The sequence below is a fragment of the Kitasatospora sp. NPDC048722 genome (genome assembly GCF_040650235.1).
Classification (GTDB): domain Bacteria; phylum Actinomycetota; class Actinomycetes; order Streptomycetales; family Streptomycetaceae; genus Kitasatospora.
Genome location: NZ_JBEZGX010000090.1, coordinates 1 through 26,917, shown reverse-complemented (window position 1 = coordinate 26,917; position 26,917 = coordinate 1). Strand labels below are relative to the sequence as shown.

At 74.4% G+C, this 26,917-nt stretch carries 22 protein-coding genes; 8 read left to right on the top strand and 14 right to left on the bottom strand.

Annotation, left to right across the window (positions count from 1 at the left end):
* Window positions 1-61: 61 nt before the first annotated feature.
* The 3 genes from AB0C76_RS38590 to AB0C76_RS38580 form a co-directional block, all read right to left on the bottom strand.
* The gene (locus AB0C76_RS38590) at window positions 62-760 is read right to left on the bottom strand and encodes a DUF305 domain-containing protein (RefSeq protein WP_359974722.1); all 699 of its coding nucleotides are present in this window, start codon (window positions 758-760) and stop codon (window positions 62-64) included.
* 14 nt (window positions 761-774) lie between these two features.
* The gene (locus tag AB0C76_RS38585; RefSeq protein WP_359974720.1) at window positions 775-1,437 is read right to left on the bottom strand and encodes a DUF3105 domain-containing protein; all 663 of its coding nucleotides are present in this window, start codon (window positions 1,435-1,437) and stop codon (window positions 775-777) included.
* A gap of 94 nt (window positions 1,438-1,531) precedes the next feature.
* Window positions 1,532-2,053 (bottom strand): hypothetical protein, encoded by a 522-nt coding sequence (locus AB0C76_RS38580; RefSeq protein WP_359974718.1) that lies wholly within the window; start codon window positions 2,051-2,053, stop codon window positions 1,532-1,534.
* A gap of 282 nt (window positions 2,054-2,335) precedes the next feature.
* On the opposite strand from AB0C76_RS38580, the gene AB0C76_RS38575 reads away from it, so the two are divergent.
* A complete protein-coding gene (locus AB0C76_RS38575) occupies window positions 2,336-4,003 on the top strand; it encodes a hypothetical protein (protein ID WP_359974716.1) in 1,668 nt (555 codons plus the stop codon).
* Window positions 4,004-4,053: 50 nt separating this feature from the next.
* On the opposite strand, the gene AB0C76_RS38570 is transcribed toward AB0C76_RS38575, so the two are convergent.
* The 4 genes from AB0C76_RS38570 to AB0C76_RS38555 form a co-directional block, all read right to left on the bottom strand.
* Entirely contained in the window at window positions 4,054-4,653 is a 600-nt protein-coding gene (locus AB0C76_RS38570) for a TetR/AcrR family transcriptional regulator (RefSeq protein WP_359974715.1), read from the bottom strand.
* Between the two features lie 100 nt (window positions 4,654-4,753).
* The gene (locus AB0C76_RS38565) at window positions 4,754-5,797 is read right to left on the bottom strand and encodes an agmatine deiminase family protein (RefSeq protein WP_359974713.1); all 1,044 of its coding nucleotides are present in this window, start codon (window positions 5,795-5,797) and stop codon (window positions 4,754-4,756) included.
* Between the two features lie 23 nt (window positions 5,798-5,820).
* A complete protein-coding gene (locus tag AB0C76_RS38560; protein ID WP_359974725.1) occupies window positions 5,821-7,527 on the bottom strand; it encodes an urease subunit alpha in 1,707 nt (568 codons plus the stop codon).
* Between the two features lie 5 nt (window positions 7,528-7,532).
* Window positions 7,533-8,243: an urease subunit gamma gene (locus AB0C76_RS38555; protein WP_359974711.1), complete on the bottom strand. Its 711-nt coding sequence runs from the start codon at window positions 8,241-8,243 to the stop codon at window positions 7,533-7,535.
* Window positions 8,244-8,765: 522 nt separating this feature from the next.
* Here AB0C76_RS38555 and AB0C76_RS38550 point away from each other — a divergent pair.
* Window positions 8,766-9,281, top strand: a complete 516-nt coding sequence (locus AB0C76_RS38550) for an ATP-binding protein (RefSeq protein WP_359974709.1) — start codon at window positions 8,766-8,768, stop codon at window positions 9,279-9,281.
* A gap of 405 nt (window positions 9,282-9,686) precedes the next feature.
* Window positions 9,687-11,972: a SpoIIE family protein phosphatase gene (locus AB0C76_RS38545; protein WP_359974707.1), complete on the top strand. Its 2,286-nt coding sequence runs from the start codon at window positions 9,687-9,689 to the stop codon at window positions 11,970-11,972.
* A 9-nt stretch (window positions 11,973-11,981) separates the two neighbouring features.
* Here AB0C76_RS38545 and AB0C76_RS38540 read toward each other — a convergent pair whose 3' ends face one another.
* The 5 genes from AB0C76_RS38540 to AB0C76_RS38520 form a co-directional block, all read right to left on the bottom strand.
* Entirely contained in the window at window positions 11,982-13,022 is a 1,041-nt protein-coding gene (locus AB0C76_RS38540) for a DUF2637 domain-containing protein (RefSeq protein ID WP_359974705.1), read from the bottom strand.
* Between the two features lie 214 nt (window positions 13,023-13,236).
* Window positions 13,237-14,151, bottom strand: coding sequence for a (2Fe-2S)-binding protein (locus tag AB0C76_RS38535; RefSeq protein ID WP_359974703.1), 915 nt, complete (start codon window positions 14,149-14,151; stop codon window positions 13,237-13,239).
* A 175-nt stretch (window positions 14,152-14,326) separates the two neighbouring features.
* On the bottom strand, window positions 14,327-15,169 hold the full coding sequence (locus AB0C76_RS38530) for a hypothetical protein (RefSeq protein ID WP_359974702.1): 843 nt from the start codon (window positions 15,167-15,169) through the stop codon (window positions 14,327-14,329).
* A gap of 212 nt (window positions 15,170-15,381) precedes the next feature.
* Window positions 15,382-16,233: a hypothetical protein gene (locus AB0C76_RS38525; protein ID WP_359974700.1), complete on the bottom strand. Its 852-nt coding sequence runs from the start codon at window positions 16,231-16,233 to the stop codon at window positions 15,382-15,384.
* Window positions 16,234-16,408: 175 nt separating this feature from the next.
* Entirely contained in the window at window positions 16,409-17,020 is a 612-nt protein-coding gene (locus tag AB0C76_RS38520) for a nucleotidyltransferase family protein (protein WP_359974698.1), read from the bottom strand.
* 145 nt (window positions 17,021-17,165) lie between these two features.
* Between AB0C76_RS38520 and moaA the strand changes: the two genes are divergently transcribed.
* The 3 genes from moaA to AB0C76_RS38505 all read left to right on the top strand — a co-directional run bounded on the left by moaA (window position 17,166) and on the right by AB0C76_RS38505 (window position 20,683).
* On the top strand, window positions 17,166-18,161 hold the full coding sequence (gene moaA, locus AB0C76_RS38515) for a GTP 3',8-cyclase MoaA (RefSeq protein ID WP_359974696.1): 996 nt from the start codon (window positions 17,166-17,168) through the stop codon (window positions 18,159-18,161).
* Window positions 18,162-18,339: 178 nt separating this feature from the next.
* Window positions 18,340-19,032, top strand: coding sequence for an HNH endonuclease family protein (locus AB0C76_RS38510; RefSeq protein WP_359974723.1), 693 nt, complete (start codon window positions 18,340-18,342; stop codon window positions 19,030-19,032).
* A 79-nt stretch (window positions 19,033-19,111) separates the two neighbouring features.
* Window positions 19,112-20,683 carry an alpha/beta hydrolase gene (locus tag AB0C76_RS38505; protein ID WP_359974694.1) on the top strand — a complete coding sequence of 524 codons (1,572 nt, stop codon included), beginning with the start codon at window positions 19,112-19,114 and terminating at the stop codon, window positions 20,681-20,683.
* Window positions 20,684-20,753: 70 nt separating this feature from the next.
* On the opposite strand, the gene AB0C76_RS38500 is transcribed toward AB0C76_RS38505, so the two are convergent.
* Window positions 20,754-23,234, bottom strand: a complete 2,481-nt coding sequence (locus AB0C76_RS38500; protein WP_359974692.1) for a glycosyltransferase family 39 protein — start codon at window positions 23,232-23,234, stop codon at window positions 20,754-20,756.
* Window positions 23,235-23,366: 132 nt separating this feature from the next.
* Window positions 23,367-24,485 carry an alpha/beta hydrolase-fold protein gene (locus AB0C76_RS38495; RefSeq protein ID WP_359974691.1) on the bottom strand — a complete coding sequence of 373 codons (1,119 nt, stop codon included), beginning with the start codon at window positions 24,483-24,485 and terminating at the stop codon, window positions 23,367-23,369.
* A 173-nt stretch (window positions 24,486-24,658) separates the two neighbouring features.
* Between AB0C76_RS38495 and AB0C76_RS38490 the strand changes: the two genes are divergently transcribed.
* Both AB0C76_RS38490 and AB0C76_RS38485 read left to right on the top strand, forming a co-directional pair.
* On the top strand, window positions 24,659-25,600 hold the full coding sequence (locus tag AB0C76_RS38490; protein ID WP_359974689.1) for a hypothetical protein: 942 nt from the start codon (window positions 24,659-24,661) through the stop codon (window positions 25,598-25,600).
* A 136-nt stretch (window positions 25,601-25,736) separates the two neighbouring features.
* Window positions 25,737-26,917: putative Ig domain-containing protein (locus tag AB0C76_RS38485; protein ID WP_359974687.1), on the top strand; the 1,181-nt coding region annotated here is incomplete at its 3' end.

Here is a 26,917-nt window from a genome sequence, read left to right as displayed (position 1 = left end):
GCGGGGACGGAACGTTCCGTCCCCACCGCACCCCTGGCCGGTCGGGCCGTGCGGACGCGGCTCAGGAGGCGGGCACGCCGGGGGCGGCGCCGCGCTCCTTGAGCATGTCGGTCATCAGCTCCAGCTCGGAGGTCTGGGCGATCACCATCGACTGGGCCAGCCGCTTCTCGCTGTCGTTCTTCGCCAGGTCCACGTAGCCCTGGGCCATCTCGACGCCGCCCTTGTGGTGCTCGATCATCAGCTGCAGGTAGTACACCTCGGCGTCCTTGCCGCTGAGCGTGCGCAGCTTCGCCAGCTGGGCGTTGGTCGCCATGCCGGGCATCAGCGAGCCGTCGTGGGCCTGGTAGTCGTGGCCCATGTTCATCCACGCCATCGGCTTGGCCGGCGAGTGCTGCGACAGCCCCCACTGGTCGAGCCAGCCCATCATCATGCCGCGCTGGTTGGCCTGGGTGTTGATGATGTCGAACGCCAGGGTGCGGGTCGGCTCGTCGGAGGTGCGGTCCCGGACGATGAACGACAGGTCCACCGCCTGCTGGTGGTGGGTCGCCATGTCGCGGGCGAACCCGGCCTCGGGCGAGTCGTCCGCCGGGACGGTCAGCGAGGACGAGCCGGAGGCCGACGTCCCGCTCGCCACCAGGGCCGGCACGCCGAGCGCCAGCGCGACGGCGGCGGCCAGCGCGGCCGGCCACCAGAGCCGGCGCCGGGGCCTGGCGGCGACGGCCTGCGGCTCGTCGGCGTCCTGCGGATCCCCGGGGGTCACGGGCTTCCCGGCGGTCACATCTGCCCCATGGTGCAGGAGGCGCCGGGCTCCTGCGTCTGCTTGCCCTGGACGTACTTGGTGAAGAACTGGTTGACCCGGGGGTCGGAGGCGCTGTCGACGACGAGCTGGGTGCTCCAGGCGTTCAGGGTGATGGTGCCCTGCTCGTCCGGGTAGGGGCTCATGAGCGAGTACGGGGTGGCCTTGACCTTGTCGGAGAGGGTCTTGATGTCCTCCGGGGTGGCCTTGCCGTTGTAGGTCACCCAGACCGCGCCGTGCTCCAGCGAGTGGACGGCGCGCTCGTTCTCGACCGGCTGGTCGTAGACGTGGCCCATGCAGTCCAGCCAGACCGCGTTGTGGTCGCCGCCGACCGGCGGGGTCATCGGGTAGCTGACCTTGTCCTTGACGTGGTTGCGGCTCAGGTCGCCGAAGGTCTTCACGCCCGGGATGTCCGCGTTGGCGGCGACCTCCTGGGCGTGCTTCTTGTCGCTCTGGTCCTTGAGGACCCAGGCGATGGCACCGCCGGTGCCGGCGACCAGGACGCACGCGGCGACGATCGCGATGATCTTGTTGCGGCGGTCGCGGCGCTGCTCGGCGGCGCGCAGCTCGGCGATCCGGGCGCGGCGGTCGTTGGCGCCCTGCTGCTTGTTCTTGCTGGACTGCTTGGAGGCGGAACCCATGGTGGTTGTCCTTGTCCCCGCGCGCCCGGCTGGGGCGGCGGTCGGATGAAGTGGGGAGGGGCGGATCCGTCCGGTGGCGGACGGCGGGTTCCGCTCAGGAGCGGTGCACCTGGAGTTCGTGCAGATCGGGTGCGGGGTGCGGGCCGACGAGCAGTCCGGCGGGGGCGACCCGGGGCAGCGCCTCGGGGGCCGGCGCGTGCGGTGACACCACCGGCTGCGGGTGCGGCGGCGGGTTGGGCAGCTGGGCGTCCTGGCCGCAGTACGGGTGGCTGGAGCAGCCGTTGTCCCGCTGCGGCGGACGTCCGTCGGCCGAGCACCACGTCCAGTGGCGCGGTCCGTCGACGTGCAGGTGGCGGTCGGCGGGCTCGGCGGCGCGGCCGGTGGCCGTGCCCGCGGTGGCCGCCGTGGCGCCGGAGGTGACGGTGACGGTGGTGACCGTCGTGGCCGCCGGCACCGTGGACGGTGCCGGGGAACCCTGGTCGGCGGCCATCGCCCGGCCCGAGCAGGGCAGTGCCGTCAGCAGCCCGACCAGCAGCAGGATCCACAGCACACCAGCCGGGTGGCCCGCCGGTGCGGCCCTCCCCGGTCGGGGCGAGCTGGGGGCCGACACGGTCATGGGCACATTTAATCAGCCGAACGAGTGATGCGATGCCCCTCCTCCGGCCCCATTTTCGGCCCCCAATGGCACCGAAAGGCACGGAAACGCCCGCTCCGGGCACTTCCGGCAAGCACGGACGGAACGGTGGTGAACGAGGGGGCGAACGGGGTGGCCGGGAACGTTCCGGACGGTGTCCGGTTGTCGCCGAAACCCGGACAGCGTCGTTGCACTCGGAGACAATGACGTCGAGTCCGGCCCCGCCGGGGGCGGCGCGACCACGGACCGACCAGGAGCCGCCAGATGAGCAAACAGGGTGCACCCGCACAGCCCCACCGGCCCGACGACGGGTGGTGGGACGCCGTCTACGACGGCCCGGCGGGCACCCTCCCGGACACCCCCGGGGCCGACCCTGGCGGGGGCAGCGTCGACGACTGGTTCGACACCGCGGCGGGCCTGATCGCGCCGCAGCGCACCGGCGAGCAGGCGCAGGCGGCGGCCGAGGCCGCGGCGCAGGCGCCCGTGGGCGTGCGGGACAGCATCGACGACTGGTTCGACACCGCGCTGGACGTGATCGGCCAGCCGGTGCCGGCCCCGGTGGCAGCGCCGCTCGAGTGGCCCGCGCCGTCGCCGTCGGCGCAGACGCACAAGTTCCCGGCACCGGACTTCCGGACGGGCCCCGTCACGCTCGACAAGCCGGACGCGCCCGAGCCGGTGGCAGCGGTTCCGGAGGACGTGCGGCCGGAGGCCGCCGTGGAGCCCGAGCCGGAATCCGAGCCCGCCGTCGACGCGGCGCCGGAACCGGAGCCCGAACCGGAATCGGAGCCCGAGCCCGAGCCCGAGCCCGAGCCCGAGCCGGAACGAGAGCCCGAGCCCGAGGCCGTGCACGCCTCTCCGCCCGAGCCGGAACCGGCCCGCACGCCCGAGCCGGAACCGGAAGCCGTCCGTGCCCCCGACCCCGACCCCGAACCGGAAGTCGTCCACGCCGCGGAACCCGCCCCCGCTCCCTCCCCCCGCCCCGTCGCCCGCTCGCCGCTGGCCGCCGACGCCGTGCCGCACGTGGGGGAGCGCCCGCCGACGTACGGGCCGGAGCCGACGGCCGTGCCGGAGGCGGACCCGGGCTCGCTGGGGTCCGTCGTGCCGGACACCGTCCTGGAGGGCGCCCAGTACGGTCCGGCCGTCCTGCGGGCCGTGTCCGTGCGCGGCGACTCCGCCCGTTACCGGGGCGAGCCGCGGCGCGACGCGCTGCTGGTGACGCGGTTCGGCGACGGCCCGGACGGGCTGCTGCTCGCCGTGCTCGGCGGCTTCGACCGCAACGGGTTCGACGACGGCGGCTCGACGGCCGACGAGGGCCTGCCGCCGCCCGAGGCGGTCGGCACCGCGACCGGCGAGGCCTGCCGCCAGCTGGCCGCCGCGATCGGCCGCAGCCGCGCCGGTCTCGCCGCCGACCTGCGCGACGGCGCCCGCGACCGGCTGCGCTACGGCCTCCAGCGGCTGGTCACCGGTGCGGCGGCCCCGCTGCGGGCGCTGGCGCCGGGCGGGGAGGACGGCCCGTCCCCGGCGTCGCTGCACTGCCTGATGGTGTCGCTGGACCCGGCGGCCGGCTACCGGGCGGCGTTCGGGGTCGGCCCCGGCGGGCTGTACCTGCTGCGTTCCGGTCACTGGATCGACGCCTACGCGGCCCGGCTGCTGCACCACCCGGACGGCGTGCCGGCGGTGGCGGACGGTCCGGTGCCGGAGCCGCGGCCGTTCCGCTTCCGGCTGGTCCCGGCGACCCCGGGCGACATCCTGCTGCTCTGCACGCCGGGCCTGGCGGACCCGATCGCCGACGAGCCGGCCGTGGCCCACTTCCTGTCCTCGCACTGGGTCCACCCGCACCCGCCGGGCACGGTCGACTTCCTGCGCCAGGTGCAGGTCAGGGCGAAGGGCTACGCGGACGACCGCACGGCCGCCGCCGTCTGGACCGAGTAGGGAGCCCGGACGGGCTGGGGAGCCCGGACGGAGTGGAAGGGGCTCCCGCCTCAGGCCCGCAGCAGGATCCGCGCCACCGCGGTGGCGTGGGCGAGGGCCTCGTCGGGCCGGCTGCCGGGGAGGCCGAGGGCGACGGGGACGGCGAGCCCGTCGAGGAGCGCGCGGATCTGGGTGGCGCGGTCGGCGGCGGGCCCGGGGGTGAAGTGGCCGGCGGCGGTGCCCTCGTCGACGAGGCCGGCCAGGTCGGACTGCCAGGGGGCCTCGATGTCCTGCTGGCCCTGGCGGAGTTCGGCGCTGGCGGGGGAGCGCCCCCACACCTCGATCCAGAGGATCCAGCGCGGGTCGCCGGGCCCCTCGGGGAGGTAGAGCCGCAGGTAGGCGTCGAGGCGCTGCCACGGGTCGAGGGCGTGGTCGGTGAGGGCCTCGCGGCGGCGGGCACCGAGCTGGTCCTCGCTCCAGCGGAGGGTCTCCAGCAGCAGCTGGTCCTTGCTGCCGAAGTAGTAGAGCAGGTGCCCGGCGCTCATCTGGAGCTGCTTGCCGAGCCCGGCCATGGTGAGTTTGGCGAGCCCGTGTTCGGCGATCGCGGCGCGGGCGGTGGCGAAGACCTCCTCGCGGGGGCGCGCCGGCCGGCGCGGGCGGGCGTCCGCCATGTGTGGTGCTCTCCCTCGGTGCGCAGCGGAGGTCGTGGTTCGCAGCGGGACCGAACGCTACCGGAGCGGGGCGTGCGTGCCCCGCTCCGGTGGCGTCCCGTCAGGCCTTCGGCTGCTGCTGGGTGATGCAGTGGATGCCGCCGCCGTTGGCGAAGATCCCGCGGGCGTCGACGAGTTCGACGGTGCGGCCGGGGTAGGCCTCGCCGAGGATGTCGGCGGCCTCCTGGTCGCGCGGGTCGTCGAAGCCGCACAGGATGACGGCCCCGTTGGCCACGTAGTGGTTGATGTAGGAGTAGTCGACCGGCTCGCCGTCCTCGTCGAACAGGACGGTGGGGGCGGGCAGTTCGATGACCTCCAACTGGCGGCCCTGCGCGTCGGTGGAGGCGCGCAGGACGGCGACGAGCTCCTGGCAGACGGCGTGGTCGGGGTGGGCCGGGTCCGGCTGGACGTGGGCGACGACGACGCCGGGGCGCACGAAGGAGGCGACGATGTCGATGTGGCCGCGGGTGCCGAACTCGTCGTAGTCGCGGGTGAGTCCGCGCGGAAGCCAGATGGCCTTGGTGGTGCCGAGGAAGGCGTGCAGCTCGGCCTCGACCTGCTCCTTGGTCCAGTCGCTGTTGCGGCCCTCGCCGAGCTGGACGGTCTCGGTGACGAGCACCGTGCCCTCGCCGTCGACGTGGATGCCGCCGCCCTCGTTGATCAGGCGGGAGGCGAAGCGCCGGACGCCGGTCAGCTCGCCGATGTGCTCGGCGATGTGCTGGTCCTTGTCCCAGCGGGCCCAGGACTGGGCGCCCCAGCCGTTGAAGATCCAGTCGGCGGCGGCGAGCGAGCCCTTGCCGTCGATCAGGAAGGACGGGCCGATGTCGCGCATCCAGGCGTCGTCCAGGGGGCGTTCGACGATCTCGACCTGCTCGGAGACGTACTTGCGGGCCTCGGCGCTCTCCCCGGTGTTGACGACGAGCGTCACCGGCTCGTACCGGACGATGGTGTTGGCGACCGCTGCCCAGGCCTCGCGGCCGGCGTGCAGGTTCTCCGGGCTGTCGAAGGTGGGGTTGGTGGTCGGGAAGGCCATCCAGGTGCGGTCGTGCGGGTGCCATTCGGCGGGCATCCGGTAGCCGAGGGAGGCGGGCGTGGGGGTGGTCATCAGGGGGTCCTTGGGGGAGGAGGTCAGAGGAAGTAGAGGCGGCTGAGCGAGACGCTGTCGGCCGGTTCGGAGCGCAGCGGCGAGCCGTCGAGCGAGACCAGGCCGGTCTCGGTGATCTCGACGTGGCCGAGGCGGGCGTTGCGCACCATGTCGCGGGGCCCGATGCCGCGGGTGCCGCGGACGCCGACGCGGCGGCGGCGGGTGGGCAGGCCGTCGGCGGGGCGGTCGAGGTAGGCGCCGTCGGCGGCGGCCTGGGCGACGAAGGCGACGGAGATGTCGGCGGCGGTGGCGCCGTGGGCACCGAACTGCGGTCCGAGGACCAGGGGTTCGCAGCGGTCGGTGGAGGCGTTGGGATCGCCGACGACGCCGTAGGCGGGGAATCCGGCCTTGAGGACGAGCTGCGGTTTGGCGCCGAAGTGGTCGGGGCGCCACAGGACGATGTCGGCGAGTTTGCCGACCTCGATCGAGCCCACCTCGTGGGAGAGCCCGTGGGCGATGGCGGGGTTGATGGTGAGCTTGGCGATGTAGCGCAGGACGCGCTCGTTGTCGTCGCCGCCCTCGGTGGTCCCGTACCCGCCGTCGAGGGGGCCGAGTTCGGCCTTCATCTTGCCGGCCATGGCGAAGGTGCGCCGGACGGTCTCGCCGGCGCGGCCCATGCCCTGGGCGTCGGAGGAGGTGATCCCGATGACGCCGAGGTCGTGCAGGACGTCCTCGGCGCCCATGGTGCCGGCCCGGATGCGGTCGCGGGCCATGGCGGCGTCGCCGGGCAGGTCGACCTTGAGGTCGTGAGCGGAGACGATCATGCCGAAGTGCTCGCCGAGGGCGTCGCGGCCGAACGGCAGGGTGGGGTTGGTGGAGGAGCCGATGACGTTGGGGACGCCGGCCATCTTGAGGACGTTGGGGACGTGTCCGCCGCCGCAGCCCTCGATGTGGAAGGCGTGGATGGTGCGGCCCTCCAGCACCTTGATGGTGTCATCGACGGACAGGCACTCGTTCAACCCGTCGGTGTGAAGAGCGACTTGGACGTCGTACTCGTCGGCGACGCGCAGCGCGGTGTCCAGGGCGCGGGTGTGGGCGCCCATGTCCTCGTGCACCTTGAAGCCGCAGGCGCCGCCCTCGGCGAGGGCCTCGACCAGCGGGGCCGGGTCGGAGGACGAACCGCGGCCGAGGAAGCCGATGTTGACCGGCCAGGCGTCGAAGGCGTTGAAGGCGTGGCGCAGCGCCCAGGGGGAGTTGACGCCGACGCCCCAGACCGGGCCGAACTCCTGGCCGATGATGGTGGTGACGCCGGAGGCGAGCGAGGCCTCCATGATCCGCGGCGAGAGCAGGTGGACGTGGGTGTCGATGGCGCCGGCGGTGGCGATGAGGCCCTCGCCGGAGACGATCGTCGTGCCGGTGCCGACGACGACGTCCACACCGTCGAGGGTGTCGGGGTTGCCGGCGCGGCCGATGGCGGCGATCCGGCCGCCGATGAGGCCGATGGACGTCTTGCGCACGCCCTGGATCGCGTCGATGACGAGGACGTTGCTGATGACGACGTCGCAGGTGTCGCGGACGGCGGCGGCCTTGAGGTGCAGGCCGTCGCGGGCGGTCTTGCCGAAGCCGGCCAGGAACTCCTCGCCGGGGGCCTGGGAGTCGGACTCGACGCGGACGATGAGGCCGCTGTCGCCGAGCCGGATGCGGTCCCCGGCGCGGGGGCCGTGGACGGAGATGTAGTCGTGGGGGGTGATGGCGCTCACGAAGGCACCTCCGTGTCGTCGAAGGCGGTCAGGTAGCCGGTGGCGCGGGCCTTGGCCAGGGCGGCCTCCTTGGCGCCGGGGGCGTCCAGGGGGCCGTCGACGAGGCCCGCGAAGCCGATGGCGACGCGTTCGCCGCCGATCGGCACCAGGCCGACCTCGACGGTGGCGCCGGGGTCGAAGCGCACGGAGGAGCCGGCCGGGACGGCGAGGTGGGTGCCGTAGGCGGCGGCGCGGTCGAAGGCCAGGCGCGGGTTGGCCTCGAAGAAGTGGAAGTGGGAGGTGACCGAGATCGGCACCTCGGAGGTGTTGTGGACGGGGAGCAGGAGCGTCTCCTCGACCGGGTCGTAGCCGGCGCCGTCTCCGGCGAGCGCGCCGCCGGGGGCCTCGTCGCCGAGCGAGCCGGCGCCCTTGAAGGGGTCGTTGACGACGGCCAGGCGGGTGCCGTCGTCGAACACGGCTTCGACCTGGACGACGGTGACGACGTCGGGGACGCCGGGCAGGACGTCGTCGGCGGTCAGGACGCTGCGTCCGGCCTCGATGGCCTCGGCCAGGCGTCGGCCGTCGCGGGCGGCCTCGCAGACGGTGTCCGCGATCAGGGCGGTGGCCTCGGGGATGTTGAGGCGCACGCCCCGGGCACGGCGGGCGCGGGCCAGCTCGGCTGCTGTGAAGATCAGCAGTCGGTCCCGCTCGGTGGGGGTCAGTCGCACGGTTCCTCGCTCGCGGCTCGTCGGGCCCCTCGGGCAGGTGGGGGGCGGCTCGGGGGTGCTCGGACGTTCGGGGCGCTCAGGGATGTTTAGAACGTCGTTCAAACTTCTTGGGCCATTGAACCCGGCCCGGGCCGCCCTGTCCAGCGTTGCGGCTCCGCGCCGGTTCGGCGCGCCGGGACGGCGCGCGGGGTGAGCGGGGTGAGCGGGGAGCGCGGAGGACGGGGCTCGACGGCGGGACGGGCCGGCGCACGGCGCGGGGCGGGCGCGGTTCCGCGCGCCGGGTGTGCGCGGGATCGGCGAGGGGAGGGCTCGAATGCGGGCTCTGCGCTTCGCAAACCCGTCCGGCGCGGGCAGTTGGATCACGCGAACCTCCCCGTGCCCCTTTCACCCCACGTGATCGGACGCACACTGTTGCAAACGCCGTCAGCTGGGCATGAGGATGGTGGTCGGAACGAGGAGGGCCACCCGGCGGGCGGGGGATCCTGCCCGGGGGCCCGGATGCGAGGGCGGGGGCAAGTGGTGATGGACGGTCAGTCGCGATTCCCGCGGCAGCGGACGAGTTCGGGCGACGCCTACCGGTCCGGGCCGGTCCAGGCTCCGGTCGGCGGCACGGGGACCGCCCTGCCGGGCGCCACCGCCCCCGGCTGCGCGCTGCACCGCCGGCTCCACCTGACGCTCGACCCGGCCGACCTGGTCGCCGTCGGCTCGGTCCGGCACCGGCTGCGCACCGCCCTGAGCCACTGGGGGGTGCCGGAGCTCTCCGACACCGCCGAACTGCTCTCCTCCGAGCTGGTCACCAACGCGCTGCTGCACACCGGCAAGGGTGCGGTGTTCGACGCGGTGCTCGGCACCGACCACCGGCTGCGGATCGAGGTGCAGGACGGCGCGACCCGGCTGCCCGGCCGCCGGCGCGACCCGGACGCCGAGTACGCGACCTCGGGCCGCGGGCTCATGCTGGTCGAGGCGCTCGCGGACGCGTGGGGCGTCCAGCTGCGCGGCGACGGCAAGGTCACCTGGTTCGAGCTCGCGACGTCCTAGCCGGTGCCACCGGTGGCGCGCGTTCGGTGCCGCCGGCGACGCCGCAGCCGATGCCACCGGCCTGGTCGCAGCCGGCGCCGTACCGGCGCCCCGCACCGGTGCGCCGCGGAAAACGCCGGGAGCGCGCGATCCGCCCGCCGAACGGTTCGGATACGGTTCATTCGTTGTCGAAGGACGCCCTGAACAGAAGGCGGAACACAAGATTTCCGGCCCGTTGCCATTGCCGCTGGGCCGAACATTGGCCAGGATGGTGGGAATGTGTGACCACGTGCGGAGAGCAGCGGGGAGACGGTACCTCGACTGACCGCCGCAGGTCGGCACCGTCCGATCCAGCACCACCCACCACATCGCCACGCGGTCCGGCCGGACGGTCGGCGGGTCCGTCACGGCAGCGGCAGGAGCAGCATGCCCACTGAGCCCGAGTCGCCGGGGCCGGCGCTTACTCCCGGCGCGTCCACGGCCGACCCGCCCGTCGGCTCACCCGGTCCCACGACCACGGGCACCGGACGGGCGAAGCCACCCGCCCAGGCCGTGCGCCGGCGCCCGCTGCGCACCGTCCCCGGGGCCGCCGGCCGCCTGGCGCCGGTGCTCTCCGGCGGGCTGCCGTCCGCCGCCGGCGACTCCATGCCGGACTGGCTGGAGCCCGCGATGGCCGCCAACGGCATCGGCTCCTTCGACTGGGACATCCGCCGCGACGTGCTGGAGGGCGACCCGCGGGCCTGCGCGATCATCGGCCTGGACGAGGTCGGCCAGGGCGCGTTCGACCGCACCGCCGCCTCCTTCCTCGCCCTGCTGCACCCCGAGGACGCGCCCGTGGTGCGCCGCCGGGTCGAGCGCGCGGTCGCCGAGCTCGGCCAGTGCGGCGCCTACTACCGCACGGTCGGGCCGAACGGCACCATGCGCGCCGTGCGCTTCCGCGGCCGGGTGCTCGCCGACGCCTTCGGGCGCGCCTCCCGGATGGTCGGCTTCGTCTGGGACGCCACCGTCGAACTGCACAAGCGCGACCGCGCCGACCGGCTCGCGCTGCTGCGCGAGGAGCGCTCCCGCTTCATCAAGGAGGCCGCCCGCGCGCTGTCCGAGGCGGTCACCGTCCGGGACGTCGCCCGGGTCTTCACCGAGCTGCCGCTGCCCGGGCTGCCGCCGGACGGCCTGGTGCTGGCCGCCTTCGAGGCCGGGCGGGCCCGGATCCTCGGCGCCTCCGGCTACCGGCCCGGCGCGCTCTCCATCTGGGACCGCACGCTGCTGCCCGCCGGCCACCCCGCCGCCGAGGCGCTGCGCCACCGCGCGCCGGTGTTCGTCTCCTCCCGGGACGAGTACCGCGATTCCTACCCCGACGTGTGGGAGCCGACCAGCCGCAACGGCCGCGGCTCCTGGGCCTACCTGCCGCTGGTGGCCAGCGGCCGGGCGATCGGCGTGTGCGTGGTCAGCTTCGACGACGAGCGCGAGCTGGACGCCGACGAGCGGACCCTGCTGACGACGCTGGGCGGCCTGGTCGCCCAGTCGCTGGCCCGGGCCCGGCTGCACGACGCCGAGCACGAGCTGGCGGCCGGCCTCCAGCGGGTGATGCTGCCGCGCACCGTGCCGTCCGTCCCGGGTGTCACCACGGCCGTGCGCTACCTGGCGGCCGGCTCCGGCCTGCAGATCGGCGGCGACTGGTACGACGTGGTGCCGCTGCCCGGCGGGCACGTGGGCCTGGTGATCGGCGACGTCCAGGGCCACGACGTGCACGCCGCCGGGATCATGGGCCAGCTGCGCATCGCCCTGCGCGCCTACGCCGCCGAGGGGCACCCGCCGGCCGCCGTGATGGCCCGCGCCTCCCGCTTCCTCGCCGACCTGGACACCGACCACTTCGCGACCTGCACCTACGCCGAGGTCAACGTGGACTACGGCGTCGTCTACGCGGTGCGGGCCGGACACCTCGACCCGGTGGTGCGCCGCTCGGACGGCACCGCGGCGGCGGTGCCGGTGGCCGGCGGCCTGCCGCTCGGCATCGACCCCGACCAGGAGTACCGGGTCACCCGGTTCAGCCTCGACCCGGGCGAGACGGTGCTGCTGTGCACCGACGGCCTGGTCGAGTCCCGCGGCATGGACCTGGACGAGGGCGTCGCCCGGCTCACCAGGGCGCTCGCCGAGCCGCTCCCGCCCGCCGAGGAGGCCGCCCGCGACCCGCTGGAGGGCCTGGCCGACCGGATCGCCTCCCAGGCCGCCGACTCCAGCGAGCGCGAGGACGACATAGCGCTGCTCCTCCTGCGCTGGGACGGCCCGGCCGGCGGCCTGGCCGCCCAGCAGCTGCGCCGCCGGATCGGCCAGGCCGACCTCGCCCGCATCGCCGAGGTGCGGGCGGAACTGCGCGACGCGCTGCGCCGCTGGGGCGTCGCCGAGTTCATCGACACCGCCGAACTGCTCTCCTCCGAGCTGGTCACCAACGCCATCCGGCACACCGACCGGGACGCCATGTTCACCGCCCGCCTCTACCGGGAGCCGGTCTCCGACGGCGGCCGGGCCCGGCTGCGGGTCGAGGTGGAGGACGAGTCGGACCTGTGGCCGACCCGCCGGACACCGGGGGAACAGGCCTCCTCCGGACGCGGCCTGATGCTCGTGGAGGCGCTCGCGGACGCCTGGGGCGTCGAGCCGCGCGGCTCCGGCAAGCGCATGTGGTTCGAACTCAGCGGCGGCGCCGCGGCCGCGTAGGAGCGTGTCCTAGCCGAACTGCTGCTCCAGGTCCTTGAGCTTCTGCTCCAGCGAGTCCAGCCGGGGCAGCGCCACGGTGTCCTCGTCGGCCGTGAGGTCGATGGTGCGCCGCTCGGGGCGGGCCGGGAGGCCGGGCTGCACCACGGTGCCCCCGGCCGCGGCACCGACCTCGCGGGGGCCGGCGGAGCGCTCGGCCCCGGGGCCGCCGGCTATGGCGGGCTCCGAGCCGGCGGACTCCAGCTGCCGCGCGCCGCCGCGTCCGCTGCGCCAGGCGCCGTTGCTGCGGCTGATCGCCCGGATCTCGGCGCGCTCCCGGCGCCCGGCGAGCTTGCGGCGCTCCCTCTCCGCCGCCCGCTCCCGCTTCTCCTCGCGGACCTCGTCGACGGCCTCGTCGAGGCTGCGCACCCCCTCCAGGAGCATCAGCGACCAGGCCGCGTAGGTCTCGCGCGGCGCGCGCAGCCAGCGCACGATGCGGATCTGCGGCAGCGGCCTCGGGACGAGCCCCTGCTCGCGCAGGGCGGCCCGGCGGGTCTGCTTGAGGGCCCGGTCGAACAGGATGGCCGCCGAGAGCGACATCCCGGAGAAGAACTGCGGGGCGCCGGCGTGGCCGAAGCCACGCGGGGCGTGGACCCAGTTGAACCAGGCGGAGGCGCCGGCGAACAGCCACACCAGCAGGCGCGAGCCGAGGGCGGCGTCGCCGTGGCTGGCCTCGCGGACGGCGAGCACCGAGCAGAACATCGCCGCGCCGTCGAGTCCGAACGGCACCAGGTACTCCCAGCCGCCGGAGAGGTTCAGGTTCTGCACCCCGAAGCCGACCAGGCCGTGGAAGGAGAGCGCGGCGGCGACGGCGGCGCAGCAGAACAGCAGCGTGTAGGAGGCTCCCCCGTACAGGGATTCCTTGCGGCGGCGCCGTTCCTCGGAACGCTCCCAGGTATCCGCGCCCGCGGCGGCGGATCCCCGGCTCCGGGCCAGGGCCAGGAGGAGTGCGCTGACCAGCAGCCCTACGCCTCCGGTGACGGCCCAGCCGAGCGGTATGTCGGACAATTTCATCGCCGGAACCAGCCTCGCTTTCCTGCGTCGCGTTCCTGCGTCGTGATGGCGGGGACCATCATGACCGATGCGCGCCGAAGGAATGGCCGATTCGCCGTCAATGCGCTGAGTAGAGGGATTTCTGACCCCGACTCAATCGCATTTTCGTATCAATGTGTGGTGGACGATTGCCGGAATTCCGGGCTTTCCGGATTCCCGCTCGCACGTCCTTTCGTCAATTCCGCGTGACGCGCGGACAGCCGCCGCACATCGCCGCGGGCTCGGCGGTGTAGACGAGGCAGCAGCTGGCGCGCGCCCGGTCGGTACCCGAAGGACCGCCGGGGCCGCCGCCCCGCGGGTCGAAACCGGCGCCCGGGGTGAAGGGGGACGGGCCCGGGGCGTAGGTGGTGGCCGCGCCGGGCGCGCACGCCGGGGCGGCCGGGTCCAGCAGGGCGGTCAGTTCGGCCCGCGCCCGCTCCTCCTCGCCGAGCAGCCCGGCGACGTACCAGAGCCCCTCGACCGCCGCGTCGGTGGCCATCGCCCACAGCACGCGCGGCCCGCGCCGCACCTCGGGGCGGAACGCGGCCAGCACGGGCGCGAGGAACCCGCCCACCGCCCGCCGGAGTTCGGCCGCCAGTGCGGCCCCGCCCGGCACCGGACGGGCCTGCGGCAGGCCGGCCGCCGGGTCCTCGGGCAGGCAGGCGAAGGCGCCCGGGCGGACGGTCACCTCGCCGGTGCGGCGGCGCAGCGAGACGTCGGCGGGGGTGAGCAGCGGGACGCGCCGCTCCAGGAACCACGGTGCGGTGAACAGCAGGGAGGCGGGCCAGACGAAGCGGTGCAGGGCGAAGCCGGCGGCGACGTCCGGGCGCAGCGGCTGCCCGTAGCGGGCGAGGCCCTGGCGGGCGTCGTGGGCGATCAGGTCGCGGACGGCCCCGGGGTGGTCGGCGAGGTCGGCGGCGGGGATCCAGCCGCGGCCGCGCCGGGGCGGGGCGCAGTGCACGCGCAGGACGGGGGAGAGGACGGCGAGGCGGCGGTAGGCGGCGGCGCAGGGGTCGGCGGGGTCGGGGCGGGGGCCGGTGGTGGCGGTGTGCGGGACGCGCGGCGCGGGGCCGGGCCGGGTGCTGCTCGCGGTGGCGCTGGTCGCGGTCATGGGCGGCCCCCATCGGGTCGTCCGGTGCCCGCCGGCGGATGGCACGGCGGGGCCCGCCGGACCGCTGGGCGGAGCCCCGGCGCGCGCCCGCGCCGGGCCGGGGCATGGCGGTGCCCGGGAACGGCAAGGCGGACCCGGCCGGGGCACTGCTCTCCCCAGCCAGGTTAGGCTCACCTTAGCTGATGCTGTCCCTGCTCTCCCGCCCGATGCGACCGTCCGGGGGAGGCGCCGGAGCGCGGCCGGCGCCCAGCTGGCGCGCGAGCCACACGGGCACGCCTCCCAGGGCGTGGACGAGCCGGGTGGCCTCGGCACGTAGCCGGGCCGCCTCGGCCGGTTCCGACACCTCGGCGAGCGCGGCGAGCGCCGGTGCGACGCCGACGGTGAAGCCGAGTTGCTCGCGCAGCCGCAGCGAGGCGTCGAAGCCCTCACGGGCGTGGCCGTGGTCCCCGCGCGCGAGCGCCAGTGCGGCGAGGTGGCGCCAGGTGTAGGAGCGCAGCAGCTCGTCGCCGCGCTCGCCGGCGCCGTCGTGCGCCCTGCGGTAGGCGATCCAGGCGGCACCGCGGTCCCGGAGGAGGTTCTCCGCGACCAGGCCGCGGCGGAAGTCCAGCAGCGGGCGCCCGGGGGCGTCCGGCGGGAGCAGCGCCGAGGTGCGGCCGAACGCGGCCTGCGCCTCGTCGAGCCGGTCGCGGGGGCCGAGCACGCTGGCGAGGTACGCCAGGAAGCCGCGGGCGCAGGCGGCGGCCGCGCGCTGCTCGGTGGTGGTCACGCCGGCCTCGGCCAGGCGCAGCGCCTGCTCCGCCTGGGTCCAGTGCGCCGCGGTGAACAGGCAGCGCTCGATGAGGAGTTCGGCGCGCCCGAGGGCGACCGCCGGATCGTGTTCGGCGGCCGGTCGCAGCACGTCGGCGGCCTCCTGCCAGCACCCCCGGGACCGCAGCCGCCACACGGCGTCCCCCGGCTCCTCCGGTGCCGCCCGCCCCCGCCCGTCCGGGCCGCTCGGGCCCCATCCGTGCTCCGACAACGCCACCTCCTTGTGTGCGCCATCCAGCATCGGCACGGCACCCCGCAGGTCCTGGCGCCGGACTCCCGCCCGCCGTGCGGACGACGGGAGTTCAGCGACAGGACCGGGCCCGCGCTGTGGCGGCAATTCAACACGCGGGTGAGCTTGTGCACCAGATCACGAGCGCAGGTTGTTGCGCCCGCGGAGGAATCGATCTAGTGGGGCGGGCGGGGTCAGGAGGTCCAGCCGGTCTCCATCAGCGCCTCGGCGGCGCCGTTGGCGGGCTGCGGGACGCCCGCGAGGTCCAGGCTGAACAGGGCGACCAGCAGTTGTTCGCCGCGGACGGTGGCCTGGTGGGAGTAGCCGGCGAGGGTGAACATCGCGGCGGCCATCTCCTCGGCGTGCAGGGTCTGCAGCCACAGGCACTCCACCGACTTGACGTCGGCGGGCTCGGTCCAGGTGTCCACCTGGGCGACCATCCGGCCACCCAGCAGGGTGACGCCGTCGCGCTCCTGGGACTCCGTCAGCTCCAGGTCGTCGAAGCCGAGCCACTCCAGGTAGCGGGCGGCGGTGAACACGGCGTCCTGGGAGGTGCGCACCGGGTGCGGGCGGAAGGGTGCGCGGTGGCGGAAGGGCTTGGCCTGGCCGCCGCTGCCGCCGGGCGGGGCGGGCACCGGGGCGTTCATCGGGTGCGCCGGGTAGGGGCGGGCGGGCTGCGGCCCGGTGCCGCCGAGCGGGGCGGCGGTGCCGCTGCCCAGGCGGGTGGTGCGGTCCACGGGCAGGCGGACGGTGGCGCCGCAGTTGCAGGTGAACTCGGGCTGCGGCCACTGGTCGGAGCGGCCGCAGTGCGGACAGCGCATGCTCAGCCAGGAGTCCTCCCAGGAGCGGAAGCGCACCTGCACGGGCACGCCGCCGCGCAGCAGCGGAACCTTCAGGGAGGCGCCGCAGGGGCAGGGCAGCGAGGGCGGTTCGTAGAGGTGTTCGCGGCGGCAGGCCGGGCAGCGGATCGCCCGGCCGCCACCGCCCGCCCCCGGCCCGTGGCGAGCGGGGTCGTGTCCGGTGAAGTCGTCGGGCAGTCCGGCCATCTCGGGCTCCGTCCGTTCGAGTCGGGTGGGAGGACGCCTCCCATGCTCCCTGAAACCGGGGCCGGTGGACGCGGAATGGGGCAATCCTCAGGGAGAGATCAGGGGTGTGCGGCCGGTCGGTGTACGGAGCGCGCGGTGGGGCGGCGCGGGCGGGTGGTGTGCGCCGGGCGGATGGTCACCCGGCGGACCAGCGGGCCAGGTCGGCCGGGGTGTCGAGGTCGTCCGGGACGGCGACGTCGGCGCACTCGACGAGCGTGATCGCGTCCGCGTGCGCCGTCAGGAGCGCTCGGGCTCCCGCGTCGCCCGTCGCGCCCCGGGCGGCCTCCGCGAAGTGCCGTGCGCCGATCAGCACCGGGTGCCCGCGCCGCCCGTCGTAGGCCGCTGCGGCGAGGTCGGCGCCCGCCCGGTGCGCGGCCAGCAGGCGGGCCACCGCGGCCGCGGTGACGCCCGGGGTGTCGACGAGCATCACCAGCACCGCCGACGCGCCCGGGGCGAGCGCGGCCAGGCCGGCCCGCAGCGAGGAGCCCATGCCGCCCGCCCAGTCCGGGTTGGCGACCAGGCGGCAGCCCGGCAGGTGGGCGGTGGCGCGGACCTTCTCGCGCTCGGCGCCCAGCACCACCGTCACGTCCGTGCAGCCGCCGGCCCGCACGACGGCCACCGCGTGTTCGACCAGCGGCCGGCCGCCGTAGCGGATCAGCGCCTTGGGCCGCCCGCCGAGCCGGCGCCCGCCGCCGGCGGCGAGCACCAGCGCGGCGACCGGTGCGGGAGGCCCGGGAGTGGTCTGCATGGGCCCAGCCTGCCCGCCAGGGGCGCCGCCGCGCATCGTGGGAATCCACAGTTGTACGAATCCACAAGGCGAAGCCGCAGGTCGAGGCCGGTCCCCGGCGGTTCGGCCGCTGGCGGTGCGCCCCCGCGGCCCCTGTACTTGGCAGATGAACACCGCACCGCGCCCGCTGCTGGACCGCTTCGGCCGGGTCCACACCGACCTGCGGGTCTCGCTCACCGACCGCTGCAACCTGCGCTGCACGTACTGCATGCCGGCCGAGGGCCTGAACTGGCTGCCCAAGGCCGAGGTGCTCGGCGACGACGAGGTGCTGCGGCTGGTGCGGATCGCCGTCCGGCGGCTCGGGATCACGTCGGTCCGGCTCACCGGCGGCGAGCCGCTGCTGCGCCGCGGCCTGCCGGACCTGGTCGGGCGGATCACCGCGCTCGGCCCGGAGGTGTCGCTGACGACCAACGGCATCGGACTCGCCCGCACCGCCGCCGCGCTGCGCGGGGCCGGGCTGCACCGGGTGAACGTCAGCCTGGACACCCTGCGACCCGAGCGCTACGCGGCGATCACCCGCCGGGACCGGATCGCCGACGTGTTCGCGGGCCTGGCCGCGGCGCAGGCCGCGGGCCTCGCGCCGGTGAAGGTCAACGCCGTGCCGGTGCGCGGTGTCAACGACGACGAGATCGTGCCGCTCGCCGAGTTCGCGGCCGAGCACGGCTACCGGATGCGGTTCATCGAGTCGATGCCGCTGGACGCGCAGGGCGCCTGGGACCGTTCGACGATGGTCACCGCGGACGAGATCCTCGCCGTGCTCGGCGCCCGCTGGGACCTCGTCCCGGTCGGCCGGCACGGCAACGCCCCCGCCGAGGAGTGGCGCGTCGCCGGCACCGACACCGTGATCGGCGTGATCGCCTCCGTCACCCGCCCGTTCTGCGGCGGCTGTGACCGGGTCCGCCTCACCGCGGACGGGCAACTGCGCAACTGCCTGTTCGCGACCGAGGAGTCCGACCTGCGCGCCCTCCTGCGCGGCGGCGCCGACGACGACGCGGTGGAGGCGGCCTGGCGTGCCACCATCGGCCGCAAGGGCCCCGGACACGCCATCAACTCCGACGGTTTCGTCCGGCCGGAGCGCCCGATGTCCGCGATCGGCGGATAGCGGCGATTGTGATCTTCGACATGGTCCCTGGGGTTCGCGTGGCGTCGCCTTGACCTGCTCTTGGGGCGGCTGATCTGCTGGTTCGCCGTCAGCCCGCCCCTCACCCCGGGAGTTCTCCGTGCCCGCCCGCCGCACCGCGCTGTCCGCCGCCACCGTGTTCCTCATATGCGTGCTCGCGCTGGTCGGCTGGCTCGTCGGCGGGCGCGACGGTACGCCGCACGTCCAGGCCGGGGGCGCGGGCACCAGTCCGCTGGTGAACCCCGACGGCACCAAGCCCGGTCTCGCGCCGCTGAGTTCGCCGCAGGACCGCGAGGCCGGCCGCGACCTCGTCGCGAAGGTCGCCACCGCCGCCCCCGGCCCGAGGGACGGCTACGACCGGGGCGAGTTCGGGTCCGCCTGGACCGACGACGTCGAGGGCGTGCCGCTCGGGCGCAACAACTGCGACACCCGCAACGACCTGCTCGCCCGCGACGGCACGGCCGTCGAGCGCAAGGACGGCTCGGACTGCGTCGTCACCGCGATGACCATCCTCGACCCGTACACCGGCACGACCGTCCGGTGGACCAAGCAGCAGGCCACGAAGATCCAGATCGACCACGTGATGCCGCTCTCCTACGACTGGCAGATGGGCGCCGCGACGTGGGACAGGGCCAAGCGCGTCCGGATCGCCAACGACCCGCTCAACCTCATCCCCGCCGACGGCTCCCAGAACGCCTCCAAGGGCGACTCCGGCCCGGCCGGGTGGCTGCCCGCCAACACCGAGATCCGCTGCGCCTACGCGGTGCGCTTCGCCCAGGTCTCGCTCAAGTACCAACTCCCGGTCACCGAAGCCGACAAGAAGACCATGCTCGAACAGTGCGCCGCCCGGTGAACCCCCGATTCCGACGTCCCAGCAGGTCCCTGGCGTGACCGGAGCACCGGCCAGGTGGTATTCGTGGGCGGTGGACTCGATGATCCCCCGGTACCCGCGGCGCGCCCTGCCCGTCCTCGCCGCCGCCCTCGCCGTCGCGCTCCCCGCGGGCTGCACCGGCTCCGTCGCCCCGGGCGGCGCAGCGGGCACCGCGCCCCGCGCGCCGATCGCCGAACGGGTCTCCGACACCGCCTCCCCGGCCCTGCGCGCCCTCTACGACCAGCGGATCGCGTGGGCGCCCTGCGGCGACGACGCCAACGCCGACCCCGAGGAGACGGTCGTGCAGTGCGCCGCCCTGAAGGTGCCGCTCGACTACGCCGACCCCGGCGGCGAGACCATCGACGTGGCACTCGCCCGCGTGCCCGCCGCCGACCCGGCCCACCGCCTCGGTTCGCTCGTGCTCAACCCCGGCGGCCCCGGCAACTCCGGCGTCTCCCAGGTCCAGTGGGGCTGGCGGAGCTTCGACACCCCGCTGCACGACCACTTCGACCTGGTCGGCTTCGACCCGCGCGGCGCCGGTCGCACGATTCCCGTCACCTGCCTCGACGACCGCACCCGCGACGAGTGGACCAGCACCGACGACCCGTCCTACGACCACGGCCAGGTGCTCGCCGACGCCTGCGAGGCCAAGTACGCCAAGGTGCTCCCCTTCGTCGGCACCCGCAACAGCGCCCGCGACATGGACGTACTGCGCAGCGCCCTCGGTGACCGCAAGCTCGACTTCCTCGGCCTCTCCTACGGCACCTACCTCGGCGCCCTGTACGCCGAGGAGTTCCCCGAGCGCACCGGCCGGCTCGTCCTCGACGGCGCCGTCGAGCGCAGCACCGACCTGCTGCACATGAACGGCGAGCAGGCCGCGGCCACCGAGACCGAGTTCACCGCGTTCGCCGCCGACTGTGCCTCCGCCGAGGACTCCTGCCCGCTCGGCACCGACCCGGCCACCGCCCCCAAGCGGCTCGCCACGTTCCTCGACGGCCTCAGGAAGCATCCGCTGAGCACCTCCGGCGGGCGGCCGGTCACCGCGACCCTCGGCTGGAACGGCGTCCTCAACGTCCTCTACGACGGCCACCGTTCGTGGGAGCGGCTGCGCGCGGCCATCGAACCCGCGATCACCCGCGCCGACGGCGACGAACTGCTCAAGCTCGCCGACGCCAACACCGGCCGCGACGAGGACGGCCACTTCGAGACGCCCGCCGACGCGTACGCCGCGATCCACTGTGCCGACGCCCCGCTGGCCCCCACCGACGCGGACCTGCGCGAGGCGCTCGACGGTCTCGCCGCCCGGGCCCCGCTGACCGGCTCGCACGACACCCGGGCCACCCTGCTCGACCCCGACTGCCGCCCCTGGCCCTACCGTTCGACCGAGCAGCCGCACACGGTGCGGGCGCCGGGCAGCGCCCCGGTCCTCGTCGTCGGCTCCACCGGCGACCCGGTCACGCCCTACCCGTGGGCGCAGCGGATGGCGGCCGGTTTCGAGCACGGCGTGCTGCTGACGCGCGAGGGCGACGGGCACACCGCGTACGACAAGAGCGGCTGCGTGCGCAGCGCGGTCACCTCCTACCTGGTGGACGGGCGGCTGCCGGAGGCGGGCACGCACTGCGCGACGGACTGACCGTCGGCCCTTGCCACGCCGAGGGGGCGCACCGCGTGGTTCGCGGTGCGCCCCCTCGGGTTCGTACGGCTCAGGAGGACGGGGCCGCCGTGAGGTCGTAGAACGTGGCGCCGCCGACCGTCTTCGCGGTGAAGTGGCTGGTCACCCACGCCTCGATCTGGGCGCTCTCGTTCTGCTGCCCGTTGTCGTCGCCGGCACCGCCGCCGCCGAAGCCGCGGTGCGAGCCGCCGCCGATGTACCAGTGGATCTTGCCCTCCTGGACGTACTTCTGGAAGTCGGCCAGGCTCAGCGACGGGTCGGTGCCGTTGAAGCCGCCGAGGGCCATGACCGGCTTGCCGGTGGCGAGCTGGTAGCTCGCGGCGTTCTGGGAGCCGGTGGTCGCGGCGGCCCAGGTGTAGTGGTCGGCGTCCTGCTTGAGCAGGGCCGCGGCCTCGTCGCTGACCTTGGTGCCGCCGAGCAGACCGCCCATGCCGCCGCCCGTGCCGCCGGGGCCGCCGAAGCCGCCCGCGCCCTCGGGGCCGGCCGCGCCGGGCATTCCCGCCGAGCCGTTGCCGCCGGTGCCGGTGCCGGTGCCGGTGCCGCGTTCGTGGCGGCCGCCGTTGGCGCCGCCGTTGCCGGAGCCGTTGTCGGCACCGGGGAAGCCGCCCTGGCCGCCGCCGAAGCCGCCCGGGAAGCCGCCGCCGTTCTGGCCGTGCGGGGCCCGGCCGCCGGGGAAGCCGCCCTGACCGCCCTGAGCGCCGGGGAAGCCCTGACCGCCGGGGAAGCCCTGACCGCCGGGGAACTGGCCGCCGAAGCCTTGGCCGTTGCCCGTGGCGCCCTTGCCGGCCCGACCGCCCTTGCCGAACGCGCCCGGCCCGAACGCGCCCTTGACGGACGGCCCGGCCGTGATGATCGAGCCGTTGTGCGCCGTGCCGACGGTGTCCACCGCGTACGCCGCCGGGCCGCCGAGCGCCGCCGCGAGGCCCACGAGGCCCGCCACCGAGGCGATCCGCGCCCCGGTCCGACCGGAGGTCCGCCCCGCGAACTGCCCGGCCACCAGCGCGGCCGCCGCCACGAGCCCGGCGGCCAGGACCGCCCAACGCAGCCACGGCAGGAAGTCCGAGCTGCGGCCGAGCAGGACGAACGCCCACACCGCCGTCGCCGCGAGGGTGCCCGCGAGGACCAGCGCGTACGGCAGGCGGTGGCGCGCCCGCCACAGCCCGTCCACGCCCATGCCGAACAGTGCGGCGACGGCCGGGGCGAGCGCCACGGTGTAGTACTGGTGGAAGATCCCGGACATGAAGCTGAAGATCAGCGCGGTGGAGATCAGCCACCCGCCCCAGACCAGGAACGCCGCGCGGGCGGTGTCGGTGCGGGCGTAGCGGCGGGTCGCCCACAGCGCGACCACCAGCAGGATCAGCGCGGCCGGTAGGAGCCAGGCGATCTGGCCGCCGATGTCGCTGCCGAACAGGCGGGTGATGCCGGTCTGGCCCCAGCCGCGGTTCTTCATCCCCTGCGCGGCGCCGGCCGGCAGGTCGAGCCCGGCCGGGAGGCGACCGCCGCCGCCCACGCTGCCGCGCTCGTTGCCGTCGACCCGGCCGAGGCCGTTGTAGCCGAAGGTGAGCGAGAGGAAGCTGTTGTCCTGCGAGCCGCCGACGTACGGGCGGGCGGAGGCGGGCAGCAGTTCGACGACCGCGACCCACCAGCCGCCGGCGACGACCACCGCGACGCCCGCGAGCAGCGTCTGGCGCACCCGCCGCCACAGGCCGGTGGGCGCCACGACGAGGTAGATCACCGCGAAGGCGGGCAGGATCAGGAACGCCGCCAGGGTCTTGGTGAGGAACGCGAAGCCGAACACGGCGCCGGTGAACAGCAGCCACCGGGTGCTCGCCGTCTCGATCGCGCGGATCAGCCCGTAGGCGCTGACGGTCAGCAGCAGGACGAGCAGCGCGTCCGGGTTGTTGAAGCGGAACATCAGCGCCGCCACCGGGGTGAGGGCGAACGCGGCACCGGCGAGCAGTCCGCCGAGCGGGGAGAAGCGGCGACGCACCGCCGCGTACAGGACGCCGACGGTGGCGGCGCCCATGAGCGCCTGCGGGGCGAGGACCGACCACGACGAGAGGCCGAAGATCCGCGCGGACAGCGCCATCGGCCACAGCGACGCCGGAGGCTTGTCGACCGTGATGAAGTTCGAGGCGTCGGAGGAGCCGAAGAAGAACGCCTTCCAGCTCTGGCTGCCCGCCTGGACGGCCGCGGAGTAGAAGGCGTTGGCCCAGCCGGAGGCGCTGAGGTCCCACAGGTAGAGGACGGCGGTGGCGGCCATCAGGCCGAGCAGGGCCGGGCGCACCCAGCGGGGGTCGTCGGCGCGCCCGCGCCAGGCGCGGGCGGGGAGGGTACGCAGTCGGCCCGACCAGGAGGCCGGGCCCTTGGGTCCGGCCGGCGGCAGGGACTGCTCGGGGAAGAGCGGTGCCGGGACCGGTGCGGGGGCCGGCTGGGGCACCTCCGGCGGCGGGAAGTCCGCGGCCTCGGGCCACGGTTCACCGGCCGGCTGGGTGTAGCTGGTCGTGGTCATGCGTCATACCGTGCGTGGCGCGCCTGAGAGAACCGTGAGACGGGACTGTGAGCCGGGTGTGATCTAGGAATCCGCCCCCGGTCCGGCCGGGCGGCCGCCGGACGGCTCCGCTGGACGGCCCGGCCGGACGCCTCAGGCGGACTGCGGCATGACCAGGTGCTTTCCGAGCCACTCCAGGGCCGGGGGGATCTCGCGGGTCCAGGTGTGGAAGTTGTGGCCGCCGGTGTCGAGGGTGATGGTGGAGAGCTTGGTCGGGGCCTTGAACGCGCCCACCATCGCCTGGGTGCCGTCGTAGTTGTTCTCGTCGTAGCTCGTGGCGAGCAGCAGGTTGACGGGCGCGGCGGGCTGGGTCCTCAGCCGCCACACGAGGTCGTTCTCCTGCTTGAGCTGGGCGCTGCCGTTGAACAGGTCGCCGGTGGTCTCGTCGATCGGCGCGGTGTAGTAGCCGGAGAGGGAGACGGCCGAGCGGTAGGCGTCGGGCTTGCGCAGGGCGAACTTGAGCGCGCAGTAGCCGCCGGTGGAGTTGCCGATCACGGCGCGGTTGGCGGGGTCGCCGCCGATCCGGTAGGCGGTGGCGAGGGCCTTGGGCAGGTCGCTGGTGAAGAAGGTCTCGACCTGCGGGCCGTTGGGGATGTCCATGCACTCGGTGTCGCGGTTGCCGGACAGCGTCGGGCGCATCATGACGAGCACGGTCGGCGGCAGCTTCTTCTGCTCGATCGCGGCGAGGGTGGAGGCCGGGTACTGCATGAGCGAGATCAGCTTCTCGGCCGAGCCCGGGTAGCCGGCGATGACCAGGGCCATCGGGAACTTCTGCCTGGCGTAGTCGGCCTGGAAGTACTGCGGCGGCAGGTAGACGTACGCGTCGCTGGTCAGGCCGCTGGCGGCTCCTTTGAGGGCGACCTTCTGGATCAGCCCGGAGCGGTCCGGCTCGGAGCCCTGGGCGGAGTACATCTTCTGCTCGCCGGTCACGGCGACCGCGGCGTTGGGCGTGTGGTCGACGACCGTGCCCTGCTTGCCGTTCGTGCCGAGGAGGTCGCTCCAGGAGCTGTAGAAGCCGAAGTAGCCGTTGGCGACCAGGCCCATGGCGACGAGCACCGCGATCTGGGTCGCGAGGAAGGCGCCGATCCGGCCGAGCCAGGACTTCCAGGTCCGTCCGCCGAATCTCGGCCACAGCCACATGGTGGCGGCGAAGACGGCGATCGCGATCACGGACGCGACGATCTGGAGGGGGAGGCCGGTGAGACTGAGCACGGCCCGATGGTAGTTGACCGCCACAGGCTCCCCGCGCGCCCCTCGTGTGCGCCCGTACGCTCCTTGCGCGCCCTGTTGACCTTGCCGCGCACACTCCGGGACCATGTTCGGCGGGATACGTGCACGTAGCGTGCGCGGCGCGTGCGGGGGACGACACGTGGGGGGCGGGGTTCATGAGGTCCATCACCAAGGCCGGTCTGGCCGTCGGATCGGTGCTGCTGCTTGCGGCCTGTTCCAGCGGGGGAGGGCGGCCGGTCGCGGATCCGAAGCAGTCCGGTGGTTCCGCCGCGCTGCCGGCGCCGACCGTCACGCCCCTGCCGACGCCGACCCGGCCCGCGTACGGGCCCGTGCTCACCGGCGCCGTCGACCCGGTCACCACCGCGGTCGGGAAGGTGAGCACCGTGAACAACCTGACCGACTTCAACACCGTGCTCGGCGAGATCGCCACCAGCGCCAAGGCCGCGAGCCTCACGCTGCGCACGGCCGACCAGCCGCCGGAGGTCGGGATCACGCAGAGCGACCTCGCCTCGGCCCTCACCCAGCTCGGCACCGAGATGGCGAAGATCCAGGGCGACATCAAGCACAAGACCGTGTGCGGGCTCAGCGCCGGCCTCGCGGAGGTGGGCCAGGCGGCGAGCCTGAAGGCCGTCACCGCCTCCCTCGCGAAGATGGCGGCGGCCGGCTACCCGACCACCTTCGCCGTCCCGCAGCTCCCGGCGGCGCAGAACCGCACGCTCGACAACGGCACGATGGTCCGCAAGGGGCGGCTGAACGGCGAGGGCGTGTTCAAGGTCGACAACGGCGGCTCGTCGGACGCCGTCGTCACGCTCGCCCTGGACGGCAAGGCGGTCAACTCGGTGTACGTGGCCAAGGGCTCGAACGCGAGCATCGAGGGCGTCCAGGACGGGACGTACGAGGTCTACTTCTCGGGCGGCGTGGACTGGGACAACGACGCGAAGGCGTTCACCCAGAGCTGCCGGTTCACCAAGTTCCAGGACACGCTGGCCTTCGAGACCGGGCGCACCGCCACGTCGTGGTCGATCACCCTCAAGCCGGTGGTCGGCGGCAACGCCAAGACCGAGGACGTGGACCAGAACAACTTCCCGCAACCGTAGCGTCCTTGACGTTCGACGGCGTTCCCCGGCCTTTTTCGGTCAGGACTGTTGACCACTTGAAGTGGCCATGGCACTTTCGTGCGGCGCGGGCCTCGGCGACCAGTCGGGCACCCCGCGATCCCCCACAAGGAGAGCCATGTTCAAGAGACTTGTCGCCGTCGCCGGCGCGAGCGCGGTCATCGCCGGCGGGCTGACACTCGCCGCCTCCCCCGCACAGGCCGTCCAGGCGGCCGACCTCACGGCGACCATCGCGCTCGACGACTGCTCGGCCTCGCTGGTCCGCTACCCCGCCTCCGTCGACGGCGACCGGGCGCTCATGCTCACCAACGGCCACTGCCTGCCCACGATGCCGAACGCCGGCCAGGTCATCCAGAACGTCCCCGCCAGTCGCAGCGGCACCCTGCTCGACGGCGCCGGCAACAGCCTCGGCACCGTCCAGGCCGACAAGGTCCTGTACGCGACGATGACCGGCACCGACGTCACGCTCTACGAACTCACCGACACCTACGGCGCGATCAAGAGCCGCTACGGCGTCACCGCGCTGACCATCAACGACAGCCACCCGGCCAATGGCGCCGCGATGTACATACCCTCGTCGTACTGGAAGCAGGTCTGGAACTGCTCCGTCAACGGGTTCGTGCCCACCCTGCGCGAGGACCAGTGGACCTGGCACGACTCGCTGCGCTACAGCTCCGGCTGCAACACCACCCACGGGACGTCGGGTTCGCCGATCATCGACTCCGCGAGCGGCCGGATCGTCGGCATCAACAACACCGGCAACGACGACGGCCAGATGTGCACCCTCAACAACCCGTGCGAGGTCGCCGCCGACGGCAGCACCACGGCCACCAAGGGCCAGAGCTACGGCGAGGAGACCTACTGGTTCACCACCTGCCTCGGCGCGGGCCGGGCCATCGACCTGAACGTCGCCGGCTGCCTGCTCACCAAGCCGGGCGGCGGCAGCGCCGTGTCAGTGAGCAGCCCCGGTGACCAGTCGACCACCGTGAACGGCTCGGTGAGCCTCCAGCTCCAGGCCTCGGGCGGCACCGCGCCGCTGTCGTACTCCGCCACCGGCCTGCCGGCCGGCCTGTCGGTCAACTCCTCGACCGGCCTGATCTCCGGCACGGTGAGTACGATCGGGACCTCCGCCGTGACGGTCACCGTCACCGACGCGACCGGGGCGACCGCGACCACGAGCTTCAACTGGACGGTCGCGAGCACGGGCGGCGGCTGCACGCCGACGCAGCTGCTGGGCAACGCGGGCTTCGAGACGGGTGCGGCGGCGCCGTGGACGGCGTCGAGCGGTGTGATCGACAA

What these genes read in the sequence shown, in the direction of transcription:
- AB0C76_RS38585 (WP_359974720.1), bottom strand. Translation starts at nt 1,437, where the DNA reads ATGGGTTCCGCCTCCAAGCAGTCCAGCAAGAACAAGCAGCAGGGCGCC.
- AB0C76_RS38500 (WP_359974692.1), bottom strand. Translation starts at nt 23,234, where the DNA reads ATGACCACGACCAGCTACACCCAGCCGGCCGGTGAACCGTGGCCCGAG.
- AB0C76_RS38570 (WP_359974715.1), bottom strand. Translation starts at nt 4,653, where the DNA reads ATGGCGGACGCCCGCCCGCGCCGGCCGGCGCGCCCCCGCGAGGAGGTC.
- AB0C76_RS38580 (WP_359974718.1), bottom strand. Translation starts at nt 2,053, where the DNA reads ATGACCGTGTCGGCCCCCAGCTCGCCCCGACCGGGGAGGGCCGCACCG.
- AB0C76_RS38550 (WP_359974709.1), top strand. Translation starts at nt 8,766, where the DNA reads ATGGACGGTCAGTCGCGATTCCCGCGGCAGCGGACGAGTTCGGGCGAC.
- AB0C76_RS38545 (WP_359974707.1), top strand. Translation starts at nt 9,687, where the DNA reads ATGCCCACTGAGCCCGAGTCGCCGGGGCCGGCGCTTACTCCCGGCGCG.
- AB0C76_RS38535 (WP_359974703.1), bottom strand. Translation starts at nt 14,151, where the DNA reads ATGACCGCGACCAGCGCCACCGCGAGCAGCACCCGGCCCGGCCCCGCG.
- AB0C76_RS38490 (WP_359974689.1), top strand. Translation starts at nt 24,659, where the DNA reads ATGAGGTCCATCACCAAGGCCGGTCTGGCCGTCGGATCGGTGCTGCTG.
- moaA (WP_359974696.1), top strand. Translation starts at nt 17,166, where the DNA reads ATGAACACCGCACCGCGCCCGCTGCTGGACCGCTTCGGCCGGGTCCAC.
- AB0C76_RS38540 (WP_359974705.1), bottom strand. Translation starts at nt 13,022, where the DNA reads ATGAAATTGTCCGACATACCGCTCGGCTGGGCCGTCACCGGAGGCGTA.
- AB0C76_RS38525 (WP_359974700.1), bottom strand. Translation starts at nt 16,233, where the DNA reads ATGGCCGGACTGCCCGACGACTTCACCGGACACGACCCCGCTCGCCAC.
- AB0C76_RS38520 (WP_359974698.1), bottom strand. Translation starts at nt 17,020, where the DNA reads ATGCAGACCACTCCCGGGCCTCCCGCACCGGTCGCCGCGCTGGTGCTC.
- AB0C76_RS38575 (WP_359974716.1), top strand. Translation starts at nt 2,336, where the DNA reads ATGAGCAAACAGGGTGCACCCGCACAGCCCCACCGGCCCGACGACGGG.
- AB0C76_RS38565 (WP_359974713.1), bottom strand. Translation starts at nt 5,797, where the DNA reads ATGACCACCCCCACGCCCGCCTCCCTCGGCTACCGGATGCCCGCCGAA.
- AB0C76_RS38505 (WP_359974694.1), top strand. Translation starts at nt 19,112, where the DNA reads ATGATCCCCCGGTACCCGCGGCGCGCCCTGCCCGTCCTCGCCGCCGCC.